Annotated in this window: 24 protein-coding genes and 1 pseudogene; 8 read left to right on the top strand and 17 right to left on the bottom strand. The window is 62.4% G+C overall.

Features of this window, described 5'->3' with window-relative positions:
- Positions 1 to 42: 42 nt before the first annotated feature.
- From INT29_RS06005 to selD, 3 genes are all read left to right on the top strand, one after another.
- Positions 43 to 717: a hypothetical protein gene (locus tag INT29_RS06005; protein WP_193071066.1), complete on the top strand. Its 675-nt coding sequence runs from the start codon at positions 43 to 45 to the stop codon at positions 715 to 717.
- Positions 701 to 1,297: a TetR/AcrR family transcriptional regulator gene (locus INT29_RS06000; protein ID WP_193071064.1), complete on the top strand. Its 597-nt coding sequence runs from the start codon at positions 701 to 703 to the stop codon at positions 1,295 to 1,297. Before INT29_RS06005 ends, INT29_RS06000 begins: the two co-directional genes overlap by 17 nt.
- A gap of 97 nt (positions 1,298 to 1,394) precedes the next feature.
- Positions 1,395 to 2,381, top strand: a complete 987-nt coding sequence (gene selD / locus INT29_RS05995; RefSeq protein WP_101572214.1) for a selenide, water dikinase SelD — start codon at positions 1,395 to 1,397, stop codon at positions 2,379 to 2,381.
- A 121-nt stretch (positions 2,382 to 2,502) separates the two neighbouring features.
- On the opposite strand, the gene INT29_RS05990 is transcribed toward selD, so the two are convergent.
- The 7 genes and pseudogenes from INT29_RS05990 to INT29_RS05955 form a co-directional block, all read right to left on the bottom strand.
- Complete coding sequence (locus tag INT29_RS05990) at positions 2,503 to 2,733, bottom strand: hypothetical protein (protein ID WP_193071063.1); 231 nt, start codon at positions 2,731 to 2,733, stop codon at positions 2,503 to 2,505.
- Between the two features lie 57 nt (positions 2,734 to 2,790).
- On the bottom strand, positions 2,791 to 4,029 hold the full coding sequence (nrfD, locus tag INT29_RS05985) for an NrfD/PsrC family molybdoenzyme membrane anchor subunit (protein ID WP_101572218.1): 1,239 nt from the start codon (positions 4,027 to 4,029) through the stop codon (positions 2,791 to 2,793).
- Positions 4,026 to 5,159, bottom strand: a complete 1,134-nt coding sequence (locus INT29_RS05980; protein ID WP_180958972.1) for a 4Fe-4S dicluster domain-containing protein — start codon at positions 5,157 to 5,159, stop codon at positions 4,026 to 4,028. Before INT29_RS05980 ends, nrfD begins: the two co-directional genes overlap by 4 nt.
- A 359-nt stretch (positions 5,160 to 5,518) precedes the next feature.
- Positions 5,519 to 8,686: pseudogene (fdnG, locus tag INT29_RS05975) on the bottom strand (formate dehydrogenase-N subunit alpha); the annotation flags it as partial.
- 109 nt (positions 8,687 to 8,795) lie between these two features.
- Positions 8,796 to 9,506, bottom strand: a complete 711-nt coding sequence (locus INT29_RS05965; RefSeq protein ID WP_193071061.1) for a class I SAM-dependent methyltransferase — start codon at positions 9,504 to 9,506, stop codon at positions 8,796 to 8,798.
- Positions 9,503 to 9,946 (bottom strand): thioredoxin, encoded by a 444-nt coding sequence (gene trxA, locus INT29_RS05960; RefSeq protein WP_193071060.1) that lies wholly within the window; start codon positions 9,944 to 9,946, stop codon positions 9,503 to 9,505. Before trxA ends, INT29_RS05965 begins: the two co-directional genes overlap by 4 nt.
- An 84-nt stretch (positions 9,947 to 10,030) precedes the next feature.
- Positions 10,031 to 11,089 carry an LCP family protein gene (locus INT29_RS05955; protein WP_226841644.1) on the bottom strand — a complete coding sequence of 353 codons (1,059 nt, stop codon included), beginning with the start codon at positions 11,087 to 11,089 and terminating at the stop codon, positions 10,031 to 10,033.
- 504 nt (positions 11,090 to 11,593) lie between these two features.
- Here INT29_RS05955 and INT29_RS05950 point away from each other — a divergent pair.
- Positions 11,594 to 11,797 (top strand): cold-shock protein, encoded by a 204-nt coding sequence (locus INT29_RS05950; protein ID WP_009882802.1) that lies wholly within the window; start codon positions 11,594 to 11,596, stop codon positions 11,795 to 11,797.
- A gap of 296 nt (positions 11,798 to 12,093) precedes the next feature.
- Here the strand turns inward: INT29_RS05950 and INT29_RS05945 are convergent, their stop codons facing one another.
- Complete coding sequence (locus tag INT29_RS05945) at positions 12,094 to 12,279, bottom strand: hypothetical protein (protein ID WP_193071059.1); 186 nt, start codon at positions 12,277 to 12,279, stop codon at positions 12,094 to 12,096.
- 94 nt (positions 12,280 to 12,373) lie between these two features.
- Between INT29_RS05945 and INT29_RS05940 the strand changes: the two genes are divergently transcribed.
- Together INT29_RS05940 and INT29_RS05935 are read left to right on the top strand one after the other, a co-directional pair.
- Positions 12,374 to 12,931, top strand: a complete 558-nt coding sequence (locus tag INT29_RS05940; protein WP_193071058.1) for a hypothetical protein — start codon at positions 12,374 to 12,376, stop codon at positions 12,929 to 12,931.
- A gap of 7 nt (positions 12,932 to 12,938) precedes the next feature.
- On the top strand, positions 12,939 to 13,583 hold the full coding sequence (locus tag INT29_RS05935) for an HAD-IA family hydrolase (RefSeq protein WP_101572231.1): 645 nt from the start codon (positions 12,939 to 12,941) through the stop codon (positions 13,581 to 13,583).
- Positions 13,584 to 13,705: 122 nt separating this feature from the next.
- Here INT29_RS05935 and INT29_RS20395 read toward each other — a convergent pair whose 3' ends face one another.
- The 3 genes from INT29_RS20395 to INT29_RS05925 all read right to left on the bottom strand — a co-directional run bounded on the left by INT29_RS20395 (position 13,706) and on the right by INT29_RS05925 (position 15,099).
- On the bottom strand, positions 13,706 to 13,840 hold the full coding sequence (locus INT29_RS20395) for a hypothetical protein (RefSeq protein ID WP_264298432.1): 135 nt from the start codon (positions 13,838 to 13,840) through the stop codon (positions 13,706 to 13,708).
- 103 nt (positions 13,841 to 13,943) lie between these two features.
- Complete coding sequence (locus INT29_RS05930; protein WP_193071057.1) at positions 13,944 to 14,513, bottom strand: DapH/DapD/GlmU-related protein; 570 nt, start codon at positions 14,511 to 14,513, stop codon at positions 13,944 to 13,946.
- A gap of 82 nt (positions 14,514 to 14,595) precedes the next feature.
- Positions 14,596 to 15,099, bottom strand: coding sequence for an SRPBCC family protein (locus INT29_RS05925; RefSeq protein WP_193071056.1), 504 nt, complete (start codon positions 15,097 to 15,099; stop codon positions 14,596 to 14,598).
- A 61-nt stretch (positions 15,100 to 15,160) separates the two neighbouring features.
- Here INT29_RS05925 and INT29_RS05920 point away from each other — a divergent pair, with 61 nt between their 5' ends.
- Positions 15,161 to 15,658 carry a GNAT family N-acetyltransferase gene (locus INT29_RS05920; RefSeq protein WP_193071054.1) on the top strand — a complete coding sequence of 166 codons (498 nt, stop codon included), beginning with the start codon at positions 15,161 to 15,163 and terminating at the stop codon, positions 15,656 to 15,658.
- A 165-nt stretch (positions 15,659 to 15,823) separates the two neighbouring features.
- On the opposite strand, the gene INT29_RS05915 is transcribed toward INT29_RS05920, so the two are convergent.
- From INT29_RS05915 to INT29_RS05905, 3 genes are all read right to left on the bottom strand, one after another.
- Positions 15,824 to 16,762: a LysR family transcriptional regulator gene (locus INT29_RS05915; RefSeq protein WP_193071053.1), complete on the bottom strand. Its 939-nt coding sequence runs from the start codon at positions 16,760 to 16,762 to the stop codon at positions 15,824 to 15,826.
- A gap of 82 nt (positions 16,763 to 16,844) precedes the next feature.
- Positions 16,845 to 17,378 carry a GNAT family N-acetyltransferase gene (locus INT29_RS05910; protein WP_193071052.1) on the bottom strand — a complete coding sequence of 178 codons (534 nt, stop codon included), beginning with the start codon at positions 17,376 to 17,378 and terminating at the stop codon, positions 16,845 to 16,847.
- 40 nt (positions 17,379 to 17,418) lie between these two features.
- On the bottom strand, positions 17,419 to 17,985 hold the full coding sequence (locus INT29_RS05905; RefSeq protein WP_319020847.1) for a dihydrofolate reductase family protein: 567 nt from the start codon (positions 17,983 to 17,985) through the stop codon (positions 17,419 to 17,421).
- A 264-nt stretch (positions 17,986 to 18,249) separates the two neighbouring features.
- Between INT29_RS05905 and INT29_RS05900 the strand changes: the two genes are divergently transcribed.
- On the top strand, positions 18,250 to 18,654 hold the full coding sequence (locus tag INT29_RS05900; protein ID WP_193071050.1) for a hypothetical protein: 405 nt from the start codon (positions 18,250 to 18,252) through the stop codon (positions 18,652 to 18,654).
- A 232-nt stretch (positions 18,655 to 18,886) separates the two neighbouring features.
- Here INT29_RS05900 and dnaB read toward each other — a convergent pair whose 3' ends face one another.
- The 3 genes from dnaB to INT29_RS05885 form a co-directional block, all read right to left on the bottom strand.
- The gene (gene dnaB, locus INT29_RS05895; protein WP_050773361.1) at positions 18,887 to 20,197 is read right to left on the bottom strand and encodes a replicative DNA helicase; all 1,311 of its coding nucleotides are present in this window, start codon (positions 20,195 to 20,197) and stop codon (positions 18,887 to 18,889) included.
- Positions 20,198 to 20,370: 173 nt separating this feature from the next.
- The gene (locus INT29_RS05890; RefSeq protein WP_193071049.1) at positions 20,371 to 21,765 is read right to left on the bottom strand and encodes an FtsX-like permease family protein; all 1,395 of its coding nucleotides are present in this window, start codon (positions 21,763 to 21,765) and stop codon (positions 20,371 to 20,373) included.
- 13 nt (positions 21,766 to 21,778) lie between these two features.
- Positions 21,779 to 23,125, bottom strand: a complete 1,347-nt coding sequence (locus INT29_RS05885) for an FtsX-like permease family protein (protein WP_319020846.1) — start codon at positions 23,123 to 23,125, stop codon at positions 21,779 to 21,781.
- Between the last annotated feature and the right edge of the window lie 6 nt (positions 23,126 to 23,131).

The following is a 23,131-nucleotide window of genomic DNA, read 5'->3' as shown; positions in this document are numbered from 1 at the left end:
TTCGGGTGACCCGCTGCCTTGACGCACGTACAATACGTCCGTATGGTGAATACAATACGAACGTATTGGAGAGTGGTCGTGTTCCGCATCCTCGAGCTCGTGGGCCTGCTTGCCCCGGCGGCAGGAATCGTTCTGCTTGTCATCTATCGACGAGGAGCCGCTGGCGGCGCCTGGGTGGGCATCGTCGGCTGCCTCCTGGCGTTGCTCGCGTCCGGGATCGGCATTGCCGATACGCGCCTGGCTGCGGTCGGGAGTCTTGGAGAAGCCAGTTTCGGCGAGCAGCTTACCGGGTGGACGATCGGACGATTCGTCCTGCTGACGCTCGCGGTTGCGCTGCTGCTCACCGGAGCATCAGCGGGACGCAGACGGACAGTTCGCACTTCACCTGGGAGTGCCGCCGCCCCGGCCGGCCCCACAGCAAACAGAACAGTGACGGCGCTGATGATCACCGGAGTGGCACTGTCCCTCATCGGCATCGTCGTCCAGTTTGTACCGATCGACCTCGGCGTCGACCACGAGAGACTGACCACGATCATCGGCTTGCTGATGGAGACGGTGGAATTCGCTCTGTTGGGAGGAGGAGTGTTTGCCCTATGTCTTGCCATCGTCACCGACAGACCACTATCCGGTTCCCTGCCCGATCCTGGCGACTGGCTCAAACGTTCAGCCGTCGGGGCCCATCGCCTGTATCGTCAGTTCCATGAACGACGCGGATGAGCAGAGCGGTCCGATCATCAGCGAGTCCGCCCAACACCTGATTGATACGATGATCGATCTCGTCTCCGAAGGAGGATTCGAGGCACTCAGCGTGCGAACAGTGGCGACTCGAACCGGGGTATCGATCGGCGCGGTACAACATCACTTCCCCACCAAGTCGCAGATGCTTATCGGTGCCATGAGCGAGATCGCACGGCGCGAAACCAAGAGATTGGAGCAGGCGACCGCCGACAAGAACCCCACTTCTCGCCGTAGCGCTCTGCTCGACATACTCCTGCCCTCGAATCCCGATGACCCGGCGGCTCGAGTCTGGCTCCAACTCTCCGCGCAAGCAAGCGTGGACCCTGCGGTCAAGGAAATAAACTCCGCCAGGTGGGGCCGCTTGCGGTCCGAGCTGGCTGATGCGCTTCGTCCACAGATCGCACAACCTGAGGACGCGATGCTTCGGGCAACCGAACTGCTGGCCCTATGCGACGGTCTCGCTGTGACGATCCTCGCCGAGGATGGGGCGGTCACCTCCACAACCGCTCGCACAATCGTCGAAGGGCACATAGCAAGACTGTTGCCGACTGCGAACTGACACATGGTTGCCCCCTCTGCGAGGCCTCCGCCGAGGCGGAGAATATCGCCGAGGTGGCCCGTAGAATCGAGCGTCACCTCGGTGCTAGTCTCGCGGTATGATCGCCACCCAGGAACGTCTGACATCATTCGCCCACGGCGGAGGCTGCGCCTGCAAGATCCCGCCAGGTGAGCTGGAGGAAGCAGTCAAAGGACTGACCGGTCAGTCCGGACCTGATGTGCTCGTCGGACTCGACGACGGTGATGATGCTTCTGCCGTGCGGGTCCGCGAAGACCTCGCGGTGCTCTCGACGGCCGATTTCTTCACCCCTGTCGTCGACGACGCCTACGATTGGGGCCGAATCGCGGCCGCGAACGCACTCTCCGACATCTACGCGATGGGTGGGACCCCGGTGACGGCGATCAACCTCGTCGGTTGGCCGCGGGAGAAGCTGCCGATGGAGCTGCTCACCGAAGTGCTGCGCGGTGGCCTCGACGTCGCCGCCCAGGCGAACTGTCCCGTCGCCGGTGGGCATTCGATCGATGACCCCGAGCCGAAGTACGGCATGGCTGTGACCGGCATCGCCCACCCCGATGAACTCATGCGCAATGATGCCGCCGAGATGGGCCTGCCGTTGACGCTGACGAAGCCGATCGGTGTGGGTATCCTCAACAACCGACACAAGCAGACCGGTGAGAACTTCGACGAAGCGATTGCCACAATGACCGCGCTCAATCGCGATGCAGCGCAGGCGGCTGTGGCTGCTGGCGTGCGCGCGGCCACCGATGTCACCGGGTTCGGTTTGCTTGGCCACCTGTTCAAGATGTGCCGTGCCTCAGGCGTGGGAGCGGTCATTGATGCGTCCGCGGTGCCCCGCCTCGGCGGAGTCGATGAATCGATCGCGGACGGATACGTGTCCGGTGGGACGCGTCGCAACCTCGACTGGGTGCGCCCCAATCTCACGACCGACGACTCGGTGACCGAGGACGATCTCTTCCTCCTGGCGGATGCTCAGACGTCCGGCGGACTGCTCGTCGTCGGCGAACTGCCTGGTCACCCGATCATCGGTGAGATCGTCGTCGGTTCGGGCGTGCGCGTGCGGTGACCCCTTGGGCACCCTTCACCGCTAGTGTCGCGAACACCCTGTGCAGCAGGTGGTTTCGTCACCGACAGGGTGGGGCGCGCAGGTACCTGTTTGCCGTGACTGACCGCTCCCCCTCTTCAGTTCAGGAGGGCGTGACGTCCTCATCGCGGAAGCGACGGAATCCGCTGGTAACGACCCAATAGAAGCCTCCGGTCAACAGCGCGCCGAGGATAACTTCCCACCAGCCGAATGAGCCGTGGCCCCAGCCGATCAGGTGCATGATGTACCGGACGAGAGGGACGAGCACAGTCACGACTGCGGCTTCTTTGAGGCTGCGACGGTCGGCGAGCAGCTCCTTGATTGCGTCCTTCATGGGGCCCACGTTACTACTCGGGAAGTTTTTCGCATGCCATCTTGGCAATTGTGCGAACTAGGACCCGGTCGTGATCGAATCGTCGACGATGCCTCGGGCACGGCGTTCTTCTAGGCGAGCGCGCTGCGGTTCCACCACGTGGCGCGGATCCTTCGTCGATTCGATGCCGGCCTCAAGCACCCCGAAACGCGTGTACGCCGAGGCGGCTGCGAGTGCCGTACCGGAGACGACCGACAGCGTCCGCAGGGCAGCACGAGTCTTCCAGCTGCGCTTGCCAGCTCCAACCAGACCGGACCCCGCTCCAGAGTGCTGGCCCAGCTTCTTCGCGAACACCCTAGCCCCCACCTCGACGGCGGCAGTGCCGATCGCACCGGCGATGAGCAGCTTCTCTGCCCGGTGGAGCTTGTGGCCGGGTTCGCCCTCTTCGAGCGGGTCCACCTCGGCGGGGTGCATGCCCTGCTTCATCCGATTCATCGCGAAAGCCTCACCGGCAGCACCGCCGAGCGCGAGCAGACGCGCTGGCCCGGTCTCACGCACGGGAGCCAAGGCCATTGCCGCACCTCCGGCGGCCACTGCGGCCGAAGATACGAAGACGAACGAGAGTCCGCTGCGACCAGCAGCGTTCCAGGTGGGAACCGCCGTATCGCCCAGGAGAGCCCCGGTGTAGGCCGCCAATGGTGCCGCAAAGAGCGCCGATTCGAGCGCGGCAGGAGTCTCGAAGGCGTGCAGAATTCGACGCAGCGGACCGAGAGGCAGACGCTCACCGGTCAGTCGATCGACCTCGATCGCGGTGAGGACACCGGAACCAACGCCGAAACCGGACAGGATCCAGGTGCCCATACTCATGGGAGAGCTGACCTTGAATACGCGCATCATGTTGAGGAAGCGTTCGGGCCGGCCGAGGTCGGCCACGAGTGCCGCTCCCCCGACAGCCGTCGCTGTGATCGCAGTCAGTCTGGTCGCAATCCGCAGCTGCGGACGATCACTGAATTGCGCCCCCAACCCAAGCAGCGAAGAGCCTCCGGCCAGACCGCCCAGGAACAGGTAGATCGCGATCTCATCGCCCCATGGCGGAGCTTTGACGATCGGCCTGCCGTAATAGGAGGAGAATTCGACGTCCTCGACCATCGGCATCTCACGATTGCCGTCGGCCCCACGGTTCTTCCAACCCTGACCGCCACGCCCTCCGGCACCCGGTCCGCTACGGCCACCACCGGGGCGACCACCTCGGCGACGCTTCTTCCGTCCGCGATCGAGCTCAGGTGGGCGGTAGGAATCGTATTCGGATGTGCTCAACGCCGGCTCCCGAGGAAGGCAAGTCCGGCGGCGGCCACCATGCCGAGCGCCGCGATGCCGGCCTTGGCGTACATCTGAGGCAGGTCTTTCGTCGGCACACGCGGATCCGGCGGCAGCCCGTAGACCTCGGGCTCGTCGAGGATGAGGAAGACCGATCCGGTTCCGCCGACGCCGTCGTTCGGGTTCGCGCCGTACAGGCGAGCCTCGGTCAGACCCTTCGCATGGAGGTCGGCCACGCGGGCGTGAGCCTTGTCGACCATGTCGTCGTGGTCGCCGAACTTGATCGACTCCGTGGGGCAGGTCTGCGCGCACGCCGGTTCCTGCCCATCGAGGAGGCGGTCGTAGCAGAGCGTGCACTTATTGGCCGTGTTCTTGTCCGGCACATCCATGTCCGAGGCGCTGCGATCACGGTCGGTCGGTGTGTTGATCGTGCCGTCATCGCGGCGCTCGATGACGCCGAAGGGACAGCCGGCCACGCAGGTCCCGCAGCCGTTGCAGACATCGTTCTGCACGACGACGGTGTCGAATTCCGTGCGGAAGAGAGCTCCCGTGGGGCACACGTCGAGGCAGCCGGCGTGGGTGCAGTGCTTGCACACGTCCGAGGACATCAGCCAGCGGAAGTCCGCCGTGTCCGGGGGCGTCGTGTCGAGATTGGCGATGTCCTCGGGATCGCTCGGATCCAAGGCGCCGGGTGCCAACAGGTCGATGCCCATCGGTGGGGTCGAGGGCAGTCCGCCGCTTCCGGCAGACCCATCTGCCGCCGCGCCGAGGGCACCGCCGAGAGGCTGTGCACCCGCAGACTCGTCCGTGCGCGGACGGATCGTCGGCATGCCGAGGTTGACGAGTTTCCGCCCCGATTCGCGGGCGGCTTCGATCCTCTCGGAGTCCTGTTCGATGAAGGCGACGTGACGCCAGGTATTCGCCCCGAGGCTGCCCGTGTTGTCGTAGGAGGACTCGAGGAGTTCGTAGGTCCCGTCCTGCGGATTGTTGTTCCACTCCTTGCAGGCGACCTCACAGGCCTTGCAGCCGATGCAGATCGACGTATCGGTGAAGAACCCTTTGCGCTCGTGCGCGGAACCATGCCAGTGCCCGTCCGCAACGGCGTCGTTCTCGACGGTCGATGTCGACATCAGCCCTCCTCCTCGTTTCCTGTGTTGTCCACCGTATCCGTCTGGGCACCCTCGCCGAGGTTGCCCTGCTGAACCTTGTCGACATCCTTGCCGATGTAGCCGCGGTCGGGGTCCCCATCGGTCGGGTCCCCGTCGTCGGCGCGGTTCGCGTCTACGGTCTCGGTCGGGTTCTGGTCCACGCTGTCGGTGGGTCGGAGATCGGCCCGGCCCGTGCGGTCGCCGGCACTGTCGACAGCTTCGTCTCCGAGGGTGCGCCCGGGAGTGACACCGACGGCGGAGTCTCCGCCGCGATGCGGATGCCCGCCCTTGCTGGCCGCAGAGTCCGCGGCCAGGGACTCGGCGACGACATCATCGGAGACCGTGACCAGCTGATTGCCCGATTCGGGGCTCAGACCGGCCTCACGCTGATACTTCTCGACGAAGTCGACGAGCTCCGGACCTCGTGGGCGGCGTCCCGGCATGATCGTGCCGGCCACGTACTTGCTGTTCTGGATGAACACATTGGGGTCCATCGTCACTCCCAGCAGGTCGTTCGCGGAGTCGCCTTCGACGGTGGCGTCTCCGCCGACACCCCAGTGGTAGGGCAGGCCGATCTGGTGGAGGGTCTTCCCGCCGATCGTCAACGGCGTCATCCTCCGGGTCACGAGCACGCGGGCCTCGATGGCCGCACGTGGGGAGACCAGCGTCGCCCACCCGTAGGGCTCAAGTCCCACCTCGGCGGCGAGTTCCGGTGAGATCTCGCAGAACATCTCCGGCTGCAGCTCCGAGAGGTAGGGCAGCCACCGCGACATTCCTCCGGCGGTGTGATGCTCGGTCAGGCGGTAGGTCGTGAACACGTAGGGGTAGACCTCGGAACCGGGATTGCCTGCGGCCGGGGCTGAGAGGTTGTCCTCCCTGCGCATCACCAGTCGTGTCGGGCTCGACTGCTGGTCGTAGAGCGGGTTGGATACCGTCGATTCCTGCGGCTCGTAGTGCGTGGGCATGGGGCCATCGACCATGCCGCTGGGAGCGAACAGCCAGCCCTTGCCGTCGGCCTGCATGATGAACGGATCATCGCCGTCGAGGTTGGCCGGACCACCGTGGGCCTGATCCGAGCGGGCCGAAGGAGACCGGTCGATCGGGAAGTCGGGCACGTCCTTACCCGTCCACTTTCCGGATTCCTCATCCCACCAGACGAATTTCTTGCGCTCCGACCAGGGTGTGCCGTCGGGTGCCGCCGAGGCGCGGTTGTAGAGGATCCGACGGTTCGCCGGCCAGGCCCACGCCCATTCGGCAGCGGTCTCGTCCTGTTCGGCTCGGGGCTTGCGACGGGCGGCCATGTTCTGCCCGCCTGCGTAGATTCCCGCGTAGATCCAGCAGCCGCCGGCGGTGGTGCCGTCGTCGGTCATCTGGTTGAAGTTGTCGAGCGGCTGCCCGTCCTTGTCGCCGCCGATGTGGTATCCGTTGATCTCGGCCAGCACGGATTCGGCGTCGACCTCACCCTCCTCGTCGACCGGGTAGTCCCAGGTCATGTCTAGGAGCGGACGATCGCGAGGATCCTCGGAGTCCTTCAGCTTCTCGCGCACTCGCTTACCGAGTTCGAAGAAGAAGTCGAGTTCGCTCTGTGCGTCGCCGGGCGGGTTGACGGCCTTGTGCCGCCACTGCACGAGGCGCTGCGTCTGCGTGAAGGTGCCGGCCTTCTCCGTGTGGTTGGCGGCGGGCATGAAGAACATCTCGGTCTCGATGTCTTCGGTCTTCAGCTCACCACTGGCGATCTCGGGACCGTCCTTCCACCAGGTGGCGGATTCGATGAGCCGGAAGTCGCGGACGACCATCCACTTGAGGTGGCTCATCGCCATGCGCTGCATTCGGCCGTTGGCCGAGCCGACTGCCGGGTTCTGACCGAGCAGGAAGTACCCGTCGACACCGTCGTTGAGCATGCGGACCTGCGTCTGATAGGTGCCGTGGGCACCGTTGATCTTCGGCAGATAATCGTAGGCGAAGTTGTTCTCCTTCGTTGCCGCATCGCCCCACCAGGCCTTGAGCAGGTTGGTGGCGTAGCTGCGCCCGTTCGCCCAATAACCTTTGTGGGTCTCCGGGGTACCGACGGCGGCGACGTAGTCCTCGAAGGTCTCGTGAACTCCGGCGCTGGGCATCGGCAGGTAGCCGGGCAGCAGGTTGAACAGCGTCGGGATGTCGGTCGAGCCCTGGATCGTGGCGTGTCCGCGCAGTGCCATGATGCCGCCGCCGGGACGACCCATGTTGCCCAGCAGAAGCTGGAGGATCGAGGCGGTGCGGATGAACTGCGCACCCAGGGAGTGCTGGGTCCAGCCCACGGCGTAGGCGAAGCAGGTGGTGCGTTCGCGCCCGGAATTCTGGGTCACCGACTCGACCAGGTATTCGAAGTCGGCGGGTTTGATGCCGCAGTTCTCGGCTACCATCTCCGGCGTGTACCGGGAGTAGTGCCGCTTGAGAATCTGGAACACCGACCTGGGGTCGCTCAGGGTCTCATCGGTGATGGGCGCCCCCGACTCATCGGTCTGGTACGACCAGGTCGAGTTGTCGTAGGAGTTCGTCTCCGGGTCGAAGCCGGAGAACAGGCCGTCGAGATCCTCCGTGTCCTGATAGTTCTCACTGATGAGATTCGTGGCGTTGGTATACGCACGGACGTACTCGTCGAAGTGCAGACCGTCGCTGAGGACACGGTTGATGAGCGCACCGAGCAAGACGATGTCGGAGCCCGCCCGGATCGGGACGTGCTTATCGGCGATCGCCGTGGTGCGGGTGAAACGAGGATCGACGTGGATGACGCGGGCACCTCGAGCCTTGGCCTCGGTCACCCATTGGAAGCCCACGGGGTGGCACTCGGCCATATTGGATCCCTGGATGATGATGCAGTCCGCATTCGCCATATCCTGGACGGGTTGTGTGGCGCCGCCTCGCCCAAACGAGGTTCCCAAACTGGGAACCGTGGCGGAGTGTCAAATACGCGCCTGGTTCTCGATCTGTATCGCGCCGGCCGCCGTGTAGAGCTTCTTCGCGAGGTAGTTCTCCTCGTTGTCGATGGTCGCCCCGCCGAGGCTGGCGATCCCCATCGTGCGACGCAGGGGGTGGCCCTTGTCGTCGAAGTCCTCCCAATGGTTGCGGCGGGCTTTGATGAAGCGGTCGGCGACCATGTCGATCGCGGTGCCCAGATCGAGCTTCTGCCAGTCCTTTGCTTTGGGAGCTCGGTAGAGGACGTCGGTAATACGCCCGTTGGCGTTGACCAGCTGTTCACTGGCGGCACCTTTGGGGCAGAGACGTCCACGAGAGATGGGTGAGTCCGGGTCGCCTTCGATCTGGATGACCTTGTCATCTTTGACGAAGACCTTTTGGCCGCAGCCGACGGCGCAGTATGGGCAGACCGACTGCACCACTTTGTCCGCTGTGGCGGTGCGCGGGGTGGTCTCCCGCGTCTTCTGGGACACCACTGATTCGCCGCGTCCCGACGCATCGGAGGAACGCAGCTGCCGGATCACCGGCCACTCGAGAGGACTGAACCGAGCCATGGCTCACATCCTAGCCCTTCTCGGTGGCCGATGGCGACCAATTCGGTCACGATCATCCGCAGCGTTTCACGAGGTGAGATGCGGTGATCTCACCCGCCGAGGTGGTCCTTCAGTCGGTGATCCTGTGTGCCAGGAGCACGCTGTCGTCGAGTTCGGCCGGCTGACCGTCGGGTCCTTCGACCTCGCGGGTGCGCAGTTCGGCGAAATCTATCTCCCAGCGGACGGGACTGCCGCCGATGAGGAGAGCGAAATCGCCGTTCGGGGTCACCGGCTCATGATGGTGACCGAGGCCGTGACCCAGTTCGTCATCCTGATTCTCGGCCCACGGCGGCATCTCGGCGTGCGAGATGAGCAGCAGGCGGCCGTCCGGCGCGACATGTTCGGCGACCTTCCCGACGAGTTCTTCGCGGGTGTCGGGCAACCGGGTGTGAAGGAAGCAGCCGACGACAAGGTCATAGCCGCCTCGGCGAGGGTGCTCTGCCTCTGCTTGTGAACCCGAGGGATCCCAGGTGGAGACGTCTCCGACCTCGAAGGATGCCGTGACACCCTTCGCTGCGGCCGCTTCTGCGGCCCGGTCGACGGCGGTCTGCGACAGATCGATGCCGGTAGCTTCCCAGCCGTGCTCGGCCAGCCAGATGACATCTGCGCCCTCACCGCAGCCGACGTCGAGGACCCGGCCGGGGGTGAGGCTTGAGACAGTGGCGACGAGCGCCTCGTTCGGCTTGCCCGACCAGATCGGATCGCTTCCGGAGTAACGCTCTTCCCAGGCCGCCACGGAGTCAGGGACTCCCGCATTTGCGGCCTGTTGGGGTTCGGTCACTGCTCTGTTCCGGATTCGGAGGAAACCTCGGTCGCCTCTGACACCACGCCGCCATCCGATCCTTCGGCGGCGTCGACCTCGGCTTCCTGCTTGGCCAGCTCCTCGCGGACTTCGTTCATGTCGAGTTCCTTGACAGCGTTGATGACCTGTTCGAGCTGGGGCGCAGCGAGCGCACCCGGCTGAGCGAAGACGACGATGCCCTCACGGAAGGCGACGAGGGTCGGGATCGAGGAGATCGCGAAGAGACCCGCGAGTTCCTGCTGTGCCTCGGTGTCGACCTTGCCGAAGACGACGTCCGAATACTGTTCGGAGGCCTCTTCGTAGACGGGGGCGAACTGCTTGCAGGGTCCGCACCAGTCGGCCCAGAAGTCGAGAAGCAGGATCGAGCTGTCGGTGATGGTTGACTCGAAGTTGTCTTTGGTGATTTCGATCGTAGACATCCGGGCAGTCTAAACGCCGACTATGAATACTGTCTGGACACTGTCGCAGTCAGGACAGTTCGTGCGGGTCTCGACCCGCACGAATCAGTCGGCGAGGTCGACTAGGTCGGCGATCGGCTGATCTGCAGTGATAGCAGAGAAGACGGCGTCGGCCGCCGGAGACTTGACGACCCGGTTCTGATTGTCCGGAGCCTGCTGCCACGGCATGATCGCGAACGTGATCGAATCCTTGGGCACGGAGGACACGGTCGCAGCCAGTGACCCGAGTGCTGAGACCGAATCGAGCTCGTCATCGACGCGCAGAGACGAGGTTACCGCGTCAAGGAAACCATAGAGCCGATTCGGCCTCGACAGCGTGTGGGAGCTCTTCGCCCTGTCGATGATGGATTCCATAACCATCTGCTGGTTGCCCATGCGCGAGATGTCACTGCCGTCACCGACAGCATGGCGTGTTCTTGCCAGCGCCAGGGCATCGACGCCGTCAAGAGTCTGCTCACCCGCAGGCAGGTCAAGGTTCGCTTTGTCGTCGTACAAGGGTTCGTCGAGGTCGACGGTGATTCCGTCCAATGCGTCGACGATCGTTGCGAAGCCGTCGAAATTGACCTCGACGAAGTGGTCGACACGAACTCCCGTGAGTTCTTCGGCAGCGGAGACCGAACAGGCCGGGCCCTGATTGAGTGCCGAGTTGATCATTCCGCGCAGGGGCCCCGAGGCACCAGAACCGGTGTCTTCGCAGGCAGGCATGTCCATCATCGTGTCGCGCGGAATCTGGACGGCGTCGATGCGAGAGGAGTCGTCGGAGATGTGGGCCAGAATCATCGCGTCGCTGCGCGCACCATCTGCCGCGCCATAGTCCTCAGCGTCGAGTTCACGGGTGTCGGATCCGAGGATGAGGACATTCAGTTCGTCCGTGATCTTCTCGGGCACCTCACCATCACCTGCACGCAGTGCCGAGGAGGTGATGTTCGACTTCAGACTGTGCATGGCCGCCACGACCGTGACCGGGACCGCGATGACGAGAACAGCGACCATGGCGACGATGGTGCGGCGGCGACGGTACTTCATGGCGAGACGACGCTGACGCCGTGGGCCGATTTCGGGATGCTGCATGAACTTCAATTCGAGATCGGGGTCAGATTGCATACAATCCTAAAAAACTTTTCTTCGAACTTTCTGACACCGCTGGTCGATACATTCTGTTAGAGTTAAATTGTTCCCGTACGAGACAGTGCGGAACACATGGTGCCGCGAGCGTAGGTAGATTCGCTTGGTACCGTGCAGTTGCCAGTTGGCGCGTGTCTACCGTCCGCGCCTCTTATATTTTTTCAGACTTTTCAATCCGGCCGTCCTTCGGCCTCCATCCCGCACCTTCGGTGCATTACCGAAACCGAGCTTCCCCGTTTTCGCCTGAGACAAGGATCTTCACATCAGCACGAATTCCGGAACACCGGTTTCTCCACAGATTTTCGTTGGATCTGCGTTCAATGCGCAGACCATCCAGCGAGAAGTCACACGTTCAGACGATCTACTGATCGACATCGTCGGTCAGCCCAGGTCCCTGAGAGTGTGAACAGCCGGGCCCACTCAAGGGTCCGACCATCCAGATCGTTTCGGCGATCACCAGTTTAAAATAAGGATACAAAGATTATGGCTACAGGTACCGTGAAATGGTTCAACTCGGAAAAAGGTTTCGGATTCATCCAGCCTGACGATGGTTCAGCAGACGTCTTCACTCACTTCTCCGCGATCGAATCGACCGGCTACCGTGAGCTCGCCGAGGGCCAGAATGTCGAATTCGACTCGGAAATGGGTTCCAAGGGCCTTCAGGCCACAAGCGTTCGTCCCCTCTGAGACTTCCGTAACTTTCCGGTCCCGGCCGGATCGCGATTGATTCGTCAATAGCGAGCACCTGCCGGGAACGCAGTTGCACTGAGCTACACCAAAAGCGTGTGTTCGCGTTTGGAGTTTGTGTTTTCACTTGCTCTGAATGCGATCACACGCTTTTCGGCGTCCGCGGGCCCTTTGCCGTGTCGACGCCTGAAATCAGGGAACGCCGAGCACCGCCCGGCAATCCGATCACTGATGGCCTGCCCAGATCCTTCCCTCACACCCGCAAACAGCCCCGAAGCCGAGGCCGTTGCACACGCCTACCATCCCAGCTCGCCATACACCTTCGGATCAATACTCAACCACTCAACGCGAACGCGCGCTTCACCCCACTCCAGACGACCCAGCAACTCGTTGAGCCATTCCTGTTCGGCGGAATCGAAGTCGTCGCCCAAAAGGGTGACGGCCTTCTCCTCGGCGACCGTGACGGCGTCCTGAAATGGCATCACTGTCTTCAGCGCGTGGGGCGTCTTACGGGCAATGAGCTGAGGGTCGTCGAGCCATTGTCGACGGTTCGCAGTGCACTATACGTTGTGATTTATGCAACCACGGCCGTGCGACCACAATGCGCGCGCCCCACCGCCGCCACCTGCACCACGGGCGCTTCGCTGGCTGGTGGTCGGAGTCCTCGCCAGCATCATCCTGCTCATTGCACTGCCCATCGTCATGATGATCGATCAGGCCGGCCTCAAAGCAGCCATCGAGGAGGACACCGGAGCGGGCCTGGATCCCGAGTGGATGGACTGGGCCCGCATCACATTGACGGCATATCTGGTTGTCGCCAGCTATTTCAGCCTCTACTCGGCCACCCAGGGAGCGATGTTCCTATGGGCCGTGATTCCCACCGATATTCTGCCCGTTCTGATGATCGGTCTCCTTTGGATCCCCGCCCCCGTACGTCGGTACTTCAAACCGCAGCGACCCACGGCTCACCAACCGAGACGCCGCCGAACCACCTACGTGACCGCAGCTGCTCATCGTCGCCATGAGACTGCTCATCGACCGGGCCGGCGAGCGCGTGCATGCTCGACAACGACGACTTCGTGCCCTGAAGTCTGTACCGTAGGAATTCTTGAGATCCCCACACAGAACAGGTGATGTCACGATGACTCAGCCGACCGACCTGCACCCCACCACCGTCGTCTTCGATCTGGGCAACGTTCTCATCGGCTGGGATCAGACTGGCCCTCTCGCCGACCGGATGACCCGCGAAGAGTGGAATGATTTTGCCGCCGAGGCGAACTTCGGCATGCTGAATACGCTGGCTGATCGCGGTGTGCCGATCACAGAGGTGATCGCACGGGCGGCCGAATCCGATCCCCGCCACGGCGAAATCGTCGCCGCCTACTATGACCGTTTCGATCTGTCCCTGACCGGTCCGATCGAAGGAATGGCCGAAATCGTCGCCGAGCTCAAGGCCTCCGACATCAGGCTGCTGGGTCTCTCGAACTGGTCGGCAGAGACCTTCCACCATGCGCCGAAGGTCGCGCCGGCGATCAATGAACTCGAAGATATCGTGGTCTCAGGACGGGAGGAGCTGATCAAGCCCGACCCTGAGATCTTCCGTGTCCTGAGCCGACGTTTCGACCTTGTCCCCGAACGGACGGTCTTCGTCGACGACCTGCCGGCGAACATCGATGCCGCCGAAGAGCTCGGCTTCATCGGCCTGCTCTTCACCGATGCTCAGCAACTGCGAGGCGACCTCGGAGGCCTTGGACTCTTCGTCTCCCCAGCCGCCGATGAAAGCTGACGGGGGTTGTTCCCGTACGCACTCGAGGACTGCTTCGATGAATGGGTCGTTCTGCCGGCGGCTCCAGCCACCGCCTCGGAGGACTTCAACACAATTCCGAATGCCTTCGAGATTCCCTATGCTCATCGGATGATCGGGTCCAGCGACGCGGAGAGGTACAAGTAGGCGGCCGAGGCGGGAACCGTGAACACCGATGCCCCGTCCAACCACTCATCGCAGTTCGCCCCAGTCATGGATCCGACACTCAAAATCGCCACGAAGGCCCGGGTCCTCGCGGCATTGTCGCAATTGAGCAGCTGAGCCGCCGCTGATCCCGCGGCGATTCTTGCCTGGAAGCGGATCGGGCTCGACTCTTCAGACTCAGTCGGTGACCGACCGCACCACACGTGCCGGCGACCCGACCACGACGGTTCCTGCACGCACGTCCTTGGTGACGACCGAGGCCGCTGCGACCACCGCATCATCGCCGATGGTCACGCCGGGCAGGATGGTCACGTTCGAACCGATCCAGACGTTGCGTCCGATGATGATCGGCGCCGGGTGCATGTCGCCACGACGGTCCGGGGTGATGTCGTGATTGAGAGTCGCCAGCACCGTATTGTGGCCGATGAGGCTGTCGTCTCCGATCCTGATCCCGCCTTGGTCCTGGAAGCTGCATCCGGAATTGATGAAGACCCGCTGACCCAGCGTCGTGTTCTTCCCGAAGTCGGTGTGGAACGGCGGGAACATCGTGACGGTCTTGTCCACTGGCTTGCCCGTCAGCGAGGCCAACAACTGCCTCACCGCGTCGGGCTCGTGATACGAACCGTTGAGCTCGGCAGTTATCCGCAGCGCCTCTTGGCTGCTGCGGTGCATGACCTCGTGCAGAGGCGAGCCGCTGACGATGGTTTCACCGTTGTTGAGTACTTTGACCAGATCCTTGAGTTCCATACTGGCCATCCTTTCGTGTGTCCTACTTTCGTGCATTCTCGGTCGAAAACACGTTCACGGTTTGAGCAGGACCTTGATTGCCTCACGCCTGTCCAAACTCGTCCTTCATCGTGGTCAGAGTCCTGTGGATGTTCAGCCGCTGGAAGTCGGCGAAGCTTCTGCCGCCGGTGAGCACTCGGTCAACGATTGCTGCTACCCAGTCGGGCCAGGTGGTGCGGTCATCGTTCCAGGTTTCGGTGACACGCGTGCGCCCATTGTTGATGTCTTCGAATTCATAGACCCAGGTGGCGATGCCTCCGCTGATCTTCGGTGAGCTCGCACCGATCTTTCGAACCTGGAACGCGAATCGTTCACCCGGTTCAGATGCGGTGACGACACACTCGGTAACCCATTGTGCCCGGCTGCGATGATTGCTGCCCTCGAAGACTTCGCCCACCTGCAGAGGACGGGACTCCGCAGGAGTGTGAGCGCCGATGTTCTCAGGACTCCACCGAGGCATCTGGGTCGGATCGGCCACCTGCTCCCACAGAGTGTCCGCATCGACATTGACGATCATGCTGTCGCTGACCTGCGCAGTGCGTTTCATCGAGTTCCCTTCGTCGGTTGAGTCCAGCCTAGTGGTGAAGTTGAAGCGTAGTCTGACTCCCATGCTTCCGAACGCGACGCCCCGCTTGATATTCCGTGAGATGTCACCGAATGATCTCGACGATTTGGCAAACCTCCTCGGCGATCCCCAGGTCATGGAGTACTACCCGCGTCCCAAGGACCGGCCTGAAGCCGCTGGTTGGATCAACTGGAATCTACGCAGCTACGCCGACCACGGCCATGGGCTCTGGGTCATCACGACTCATGATGGTGAATTCCTCGGCGACTGCGGCCTGACCTGGCAGACGGTCGATGACACGCCTGTCCTGGAGCTCGGATACCATGTGAAGACCTCAGCTCAGAAGCTCGGCTATGCTACCGAGGCGGCCGTTGCCTGCCGCGAATACGCCAGTTCGCATGCACTGGCATCCCCTTTGGTCTCGATTATCCACAGGGACAATAGTGCTTCCCAGCGCGTGGCTGGGAAGGTCGGCATGAGACTCGATCAAACACTGCGCCACTCATCGCCGGTCCACGTCGTCTTTGCCATGGACCTGTGAAGGTTCGAGCTCGACAGCATCTGGGGTTGACCCGATTTCACGCTGATCGTACGTGCATTCCGAGGTCAGATCGTCCCCCGGCAATGTCCGAATGGAGGAGGCGTTTCTCGTCATAATCTTCGAGCATCCGCCGGTAAGGGATCGCTGAGGCATCGTCGATTTCACTCAGGCGCTGCCTGATTTGGCTGCGGGCGTCGTCGATTGAGTACCACGCTGTCCCAGGAGAGCCTTTTCATGAGCAACCGCCTGATCCTGCAGGGCTTGGACGACCGCGGCAACGGCCGGTCGGCGCATCGAATCGGGACGCAGCACCATCCAATAGGGCAGTCGTTCGGACAGAGTCTCGGCGAAGAGTCTGACCAGGTCATCATGCAGGTCAGCCATGAAGCAGGGCAGGAAGCCGATGCCCGCGCTGGCACGGGTGGCTTCGACATGGACAAACACATTGGTCGAAGACAGTCCGTCTTTCATCGTGGGGACCAGGCGACGTGGCGCGTCGAGATCATCGACCTGGAGCATGGAATCCACGAAGTACACGAGGCGATGTTCGGTCAGCTCATCCTCGGTGGCCGGAGTTCCGTTCTCGATCAGATAGTCCCGTGAGGCATACATGCCCAGTTCATAGTCGCCGAGTTTGAATGCTTCAGCGCGGTGCACCTGGGGTTCGCCGACGACCACTTCGATGTCGAGGCCCGATCGCTGCTGCAGTGCCTGTCGCGTCACGGTCACGATCTCCACGCTGAGGTCCGGATGCCGACGCCGGAGTTTCGCCACGGCCGAAGCCGCCACATAGGCACTGAACCCATCCGTAGCTGTCATTCGGACCACCCCGGTGATGGCGTCGGGACCGCGCCCTGAGCCGCCGAGGCTGCTCACCGCGTTCTCCACCTGCTCGGCCACCCGCACGGCCTCATGTCCGAGCTCGGTCAGTTCCCATCCACCGGAGGCACGTGAGAGCACGCGGCCGCCGAGGGATTTCTCGAGGGCGGCGATCCGGCGGGAAATGGTTGTGTGGTTAAGGCCCAAGGTCTGTGCCGCGGTCGTGAACTTCGCCGAGCGGGACACCGTGAGCAGCACCAGAAGATCATTCGGCTTCATGTCCATATCTGCAATATTAGGCAGAGGATGTGCTGAAGCGGATCTCAGAACCACAACTTCTGTGCACAAATGCGCATACCGACGTCAGTCATAATCGATCGAATGGACCCGCGTACTGGAAGGCTCCACCCTGATGAGCGTAGTCCGAGAGCGTACGAATCTGGAGGTAGTCGCCCCAGGCCGGGTCAGGCGGAGTCACTGCGGTCGTCGAAGCCGGGACGAAACCGAAACGCGAGTAATAGGCAGGGTCACCGAGCAGACCGACGACGGCCTCACCTCTGGCATCAGCAGCACCGAGCACCGCGTGCATCAGCGCCGAGCCGACGCCGTTTCCCTGCCGCCTTGGAAGGACGCTGACCGGCCCGATACCGAGAGCCGGAAACGAACCCACGTGCGCCCGTGTCGCCACGACATGCCCGATGATCTCATCGTCATCGAGGGCGACAAGAGAGATCTCGGGAATCCATGCAGGATCGTCCCGCAACCATGAGATCAGGGTCGCTTCTCCAGGGTCTTCGCTTGGCTCCACCGGTGGAGCGCTGTGGTCTGCACCGCGGAATACGGCTGCTGTGATTGCGCGGATCTCTTCGGTGTCGCCTGAACGTTCTCGTCTGATCAGCATACGAGCTGAGCCTACCGTGCACCGATGGGGACGAGAATGCTCACCGTCTCGCTTCATATCGGGTCAGAAGAACACCGTTGGGAAATGACTGAGTGTCCAGCAGTTTCAGATTCACCCAATTGTCCAAGGGCGTGAAGAAGGGCGTGCCCCCACCCACCAGGACCGGGTAGGTGAGCAGAATGTATTCGTCGATCAGTCCAGCCCTCATCGCCGAAGACGCGAGCGTGGCGCCGACGATGTCCATAGGGCCACCGTCTTCTGACTTGAGCCGAGAGATCTCAGCAACGGCATCGCCAGAGACCAGTCGAGCATTCCAGTCGACGGCACTGATCGTCGAGGAGAACACCACCTTCGGCATCTCCAGCCACCGGCGTGCATACTCACCCTCAGCTGGTGTGACCCCGGGCTGTTGCCCGGCTGTGGGCCAGTGAGAGCTCATCGCCTCCCATAGCCGCCGACCGTACAAAGCCAGCTCGGTGGACCCCACACGGTCAGACCACCATCGGAACACCTCGTCATTCGGCATGCTCCAGCCCAGATCGTCACCGGGCGCAGCTACGTAGCCATCCAGGCTCACGTTCATCGCAAAGCTCAATTTCCGCGTCACATCGGCCCCTCTCAAGTCGGCAGCCGCTGGTGGTTGTAGAGATGCGTCCTATTTTGCCCACGACGCGCCAATGTATTTTGCACGAATCACAATTCGGAACGATCCGTGTGCAAAATAGTGCGACATGGGGCGAGTCACGGCTAGGGATCCGGGAATTTCGGTTGCCTTGAAGCATCATCCTGTCGGCACCGGATCTCGGTGCAAGGGAAGTGCAGACTGTTAATCTGAACGTCGACTGTCGATGAATTAATGAGGAGCGCGTTGGTGTCCATCAGTGGTTTTAGTAAACGAGCAGGGTCGTTAGCGACAATCTTCGGCGCAATCTGGGTACTCAGCGCCTGCGGGGGCGGAGTATCAGGCGAGTTTTACAACGGAGACGGCATATTGAACATCGACGGCGACTCTGTGACCTTCACGGACTTCGCCTGCTCCGATGGCGACGAGTTAGCGGAACTTGATTCAGAACACCAGTTCAAGGGTGAACTTACCGATGACGGTGCGCAGGTCATGTGGGATGCTGAAAACCAGAGCGCCTACAGTTGGACGCCTGAACCAGCCGAACCGATCGTCGAAAGCAGTTCAGGTGAGCAGATCACAATCGGCGACCAGCAGTTCACGAAGATGGACGAAGAAGAGGCGCTGAAACAATATTCAGCCGACGAATGCTAAGCATCGCAACCTAGCTACACGATGGGGAGTAGGCTCCCGCCGCTCCTTTGAGTGCGCTTTAGAGTGTTTGCCGTGAGACCTCATAGCGGCGGGTGACCTCGGCAACAGAAATCCCATGTCGACCATCACCCGGCACGTTTAATTCGCGTCGAGTCAAGCGAAACAGGCCATTTTCGCAAAGGTAACCTTCAGCGCAGTTTGGGCAAAGTAGGGCGCTTCTCTGCTGATGAGTCTACTGCGGCATGTTGACGAACCTGGACTTCGCGCCCTGGAAGGCCACGGAGATGTCAGCGGTCGGACCGGCACGGTGTTTGGCGACGATGATATCGGCCTCGCCGGCGCGTTCGTGCTCCTTGTCGTACATGTCGTCACGGTGGATGAGCAGCACCATATCGGCGTCCTGCTCGATCGAACCGGACTCACGCAGATCCGAGATCATCGGCCGCTTGTCCGTTCTCTGCTCGCTGCCACGGTTGAGCTGCGAGAGTGCGATGACCGGGATCTCGAGTTCTTTGGCCAAGAGCTTGAGTGAACGGGAGAACTCGGAGACTTCCTGCTGACGTGATTCGACCTTTTTGCCGGAGCTCATCAGCTGCAGGTAGTCGACGCAGACCATCTTGAGATCGTGCTGCTGTTTCAGGCGACGGCACTTCGCTCGGATCTCCGTCAGTGCCATGTTCGGCGAATCGTCGACGAACAGTGGTGCATCGTTGATGCGCGATTCCGTTGCGGCCAGGGTGGTCCAGTCGTGGGGGCTCAGCTCACCGCGGCGAAGGTTCTGCAACGGAATCTCCGACTCGGCAGACAGAAGTCGCATGACGAGTTCGTTCTTGCCCATCTCCAAGGAGAAGAAGACGGCGGCCTGGCCGTGGTGGATCGCCGCCGAGCGCATGAAGTCCAACGCCAGTGTGGACTTGCCCACGCCGGGACGAGCGGCGATGACGATCATCGTGCCCGGGTGGAAACCGTTGGTGAGCGCATCGAATTCGGTGAATCCGGTCGGCACGCCGGCGGTCTGGCCATCGGTGTCGCCATTGCGTTCGATCTCCTGAGCGACATCGCTGAGAATGTCGGAGAGGATCACGTAGTCCTCGGTGGTGTGACGCTCAGTGACTTGGTAGATCTCCGCCTGGGCCGAGTTCACGACCTCATCGGTGTCGCCTTCCGCGTCATAGCCCATCTGCACGATGCGGGTGCCGGCTTCGACGAGTCGGCGCAGGACGGCCTGCTCGCGCACGATCGCGGCATAGTAGCCGGCGTTGGCGGCAGTCGGAACGGAGGAGATGAGCGTATGCAGGTACGCTGCGCCGCCGACCCGGGAAAGGTCGCCGGTCTTCGTGAGGTAGTTCGCCACCGTCACGGAGTCCGCGGGTTCACCACGCGAATAGAGGTCGAGGACGGCTTCGTAGATGGTCTCGTGAGCAGGCTTGTAGAAGTCATCGCCTGTCATGGATTCGACGCAGTCGGCGATCGCATCCTTGGACAGAAGCATCGCGCCGAGGACGCTCTGCTCGGCCTCGACGTCCTGCGGCGGGGTCCTCATCCCGTCAAACCCCTGGTTGTTGCTCAATCGTCTTCCTCTTCCTCGAACCTCGTCGGCGGACACCCGCTTTCAACGCCCTCCAACTGTACCTGGATCGAGAAGCCACAGACCCACCTCGGCGGGGTATCCGGGTGTGAGCACACGCTCACTCCGGCCGGCTCAGCGGCCCGACCTCAGTCCCGCGAACGACCTGCGGTCGCCACGGTCACGAGGATCGGCTTCGCCAGCTGCAATCCCAATCTGATGATGAGAATACCGAGGACCACTGACGCGAGAATCGTGAGGAATGTGATCGGCTTGAGCACGAGCGCAGCACCGGCCAGAGGCAGAACGAGAACCAAACCGAGCCCCCCGGCCAACAGCGACACCCAGATCACCGGCCCCAGGACTGCTCTCACCATGGCTGTGTGCATCGTGTCCGGATCCATTCCCGCGGCGTAGAGATCTTGAAATGTGTCGGCTCGATCGTAGATGTCTGCAACCTGGTTGATCAGCGCGGATACGGCGATCAACAGGATCGAGATTCCCATCACCAGCATGACTCCGGTGAAGATGTCCTGCAGCAGGAACCGGTCGGCGTCGTGCATCCGGGCGCCCGGCTCGTCCCCCGCGTCGAGGCCGAGCTGCATGAGCGAGATGCCGGTTCCGCCCACGGCAGCGACGAACGCAGTCATGGCCAGCCCGGAGACTCTGCGCCAGAACCGTTTGGGTTCGTCGGAGACCAACCGCGCGGCGATGAGTCGTTCCGGAGTCTGCGCCCTATTCCCGCTGAGGTACGCAAACCACCTGATCAGAAGTCCGCCGAGGAGGTCGACGACGATCAGACCGAGGAAGAAGGTCGCGATGACCGCAGAGAGGACGATTCCGAGCCCGAGTTCTCCGCTCTTCGACAGCATCACGACAACCGGCAGTGTCAGGACCACGAGGGTCGCCAGAACCACCTGAACGACGGGGAACTTCCGCTCCAGGGCCTTGGTGCGCACACCCAGCGGTGAGATCGCGACCTTGCGCAGGCCCAGCAGCGCAGCGGCGATGCATACGAGGATGAGGAACACGACTACCGAGGCCACCAACCACGGGGGCATGAGCATGTTCTCGTACCCGATGGGATGTCCCATGAAGCGGATCAGGCTCACCGGCCAGACCAGGCTCAGGTAGCCGAGGACGCCGAGGACGATTCCGCAGATCGCGGGCACCAGCGGTTCGGCCACCGCGAGAGTGACGATGGATGAGCGCCTGGCACCCAGCAGCGACATCGTGGACAGCCGCTCATCCTGTCGCCGGGCGGACAGAGTCGCCGAGGCGGAGGCCAGGGTGCTCGCGGGAATCACGAGGAGGATCGTCGCGAAGCTGGCCAGGAACTTGTACATGAAGTCCATGCCCGCCATGTCCGGGTCCGAGCTGGGTGGGGTCTGGAAGAACATCCAGGCTCCGGCGGCGACGGTGAGGAACAGGGAGGTACAGGCGAAGAACGCGCTCATCACCAACAGCGAACTCGACGAGGTCAGCGTCTTGCGCCCCAGGACGAGGGGTACGACGCGGGTTGCTGTGGGCAGGACGGTGGGCATGTCGATCTCCTTCTCAAACCGCAGCATTCACAGCGGTGACGGTGCGCACGAGCGGGCGGGTGAACTGCAGTCCCAGCCACACCATCGCCACGCCGCCGACGAGCACCGATGCGACAACCCCAATGGTCAGAGGATCGCCGAGGTCACTCGCCGAAGCCATGAGTCCTGCCAGGATTCCGCCCAGCGCCAGGGATACGAGGGTGACGAGGACGATGGGTGACATGACCGCGTTGACCGTGACCCGGTGCATCATCTTCTGTGTCATTCCCGCCGAATGCAGCTCCCGGTACGTCGATGCCCGGTCGAGGATGTCTGCTGCCTGGTTGATCGTCGCGGAGATGACGATGAAAACGAATGCGATGGCCAGGGTGAGGACGAGGCCGGTGAAGATGTCATCGGCCATGTACTGGTACGGGCCCATGATGGCCTTGTCCTCAGCGGTGAGATCTCCTTGATTCGCCCGCATCATCGCCGTGCCGGCACCACCGACGACCGCGATGAAGGTGATCATGGAGAGGCCGGCCACGCGCCGCCAGTACTGAGCGGGGGCATCGGCGATCATCGACGCTGCGATCATCGACGTGGGTGTGCGAGCGATCCGGTGGCTGAACCATCCGTGGATGCGCATGACGAGAACGCCGATGACATTGATGAGCAGAAGGGCGACGCCGATCGTGATGATGCTGGCAACAACGAAGACCATCGTCGGCTGGTTGCGGTCGAGGGAGAAGACGAGGGCTGCGATCATTCCGACCACGAGCACGATCACGGCTATGATGCGGGCCACAGGGAACTTGCGAGCCAAGGACCTGGTGCGCACGCCCAGCGGTGAAACCGTGATCCTGCGCAAACCCAGCAGCGCGGAGAGCAGGCAGACCAAAAGCAGTCCGATGACAACTGCGGCGAGCAGCCACAGCGGCATCATCAGTGCGGAGTAGCCGAGGGCTTGGCCGTTGAAGACGAGGAGGCTGAGTGGGACTGCGAGCAGAAAGTAACCGGCGATTCCCGCAAAGATTCCTGCCGCGGCGGGAATGAAGGGTTCGGCGACGGCGAGGAGTCTGACCGTGCCAGGCTTCGCACCCAGCAAGGAGAGTGTGGACAGCCGTTCGTCCTGACGTCGGGCACTGAGCTTCGCCGAGGCGACCCCCAAGCTGATCGCGGGAACGATGAGGAAGACGGTGGCCAAGATCGCGAGCATGCGATACAGGTCGGCCACCTCGGCGTATCCGGAGACATCGGGACGGTCGTTGAATGCCCAGGCACCGCCGGCGACGGTGAGAAAAAGAGTCGAGCACGCGAAGAAGGCGAAGGCGACGAGCTTCGATGTTGTCGAGGTGAAGGATTTCTTGGTCAATACCACTGGAAG

It is taken from the genome of Brevibacterium sp. FME37 (genome assembly GCF_014897485.1).
Lineage (GTDB): Bacteria > Actinomycetota > Actinomycetes > Actinomycetales > Brevibacteriaceae > Brevibacterium.
This window is presented reverse-complemented; position numbering and strand designations above follow the sequence as displayed.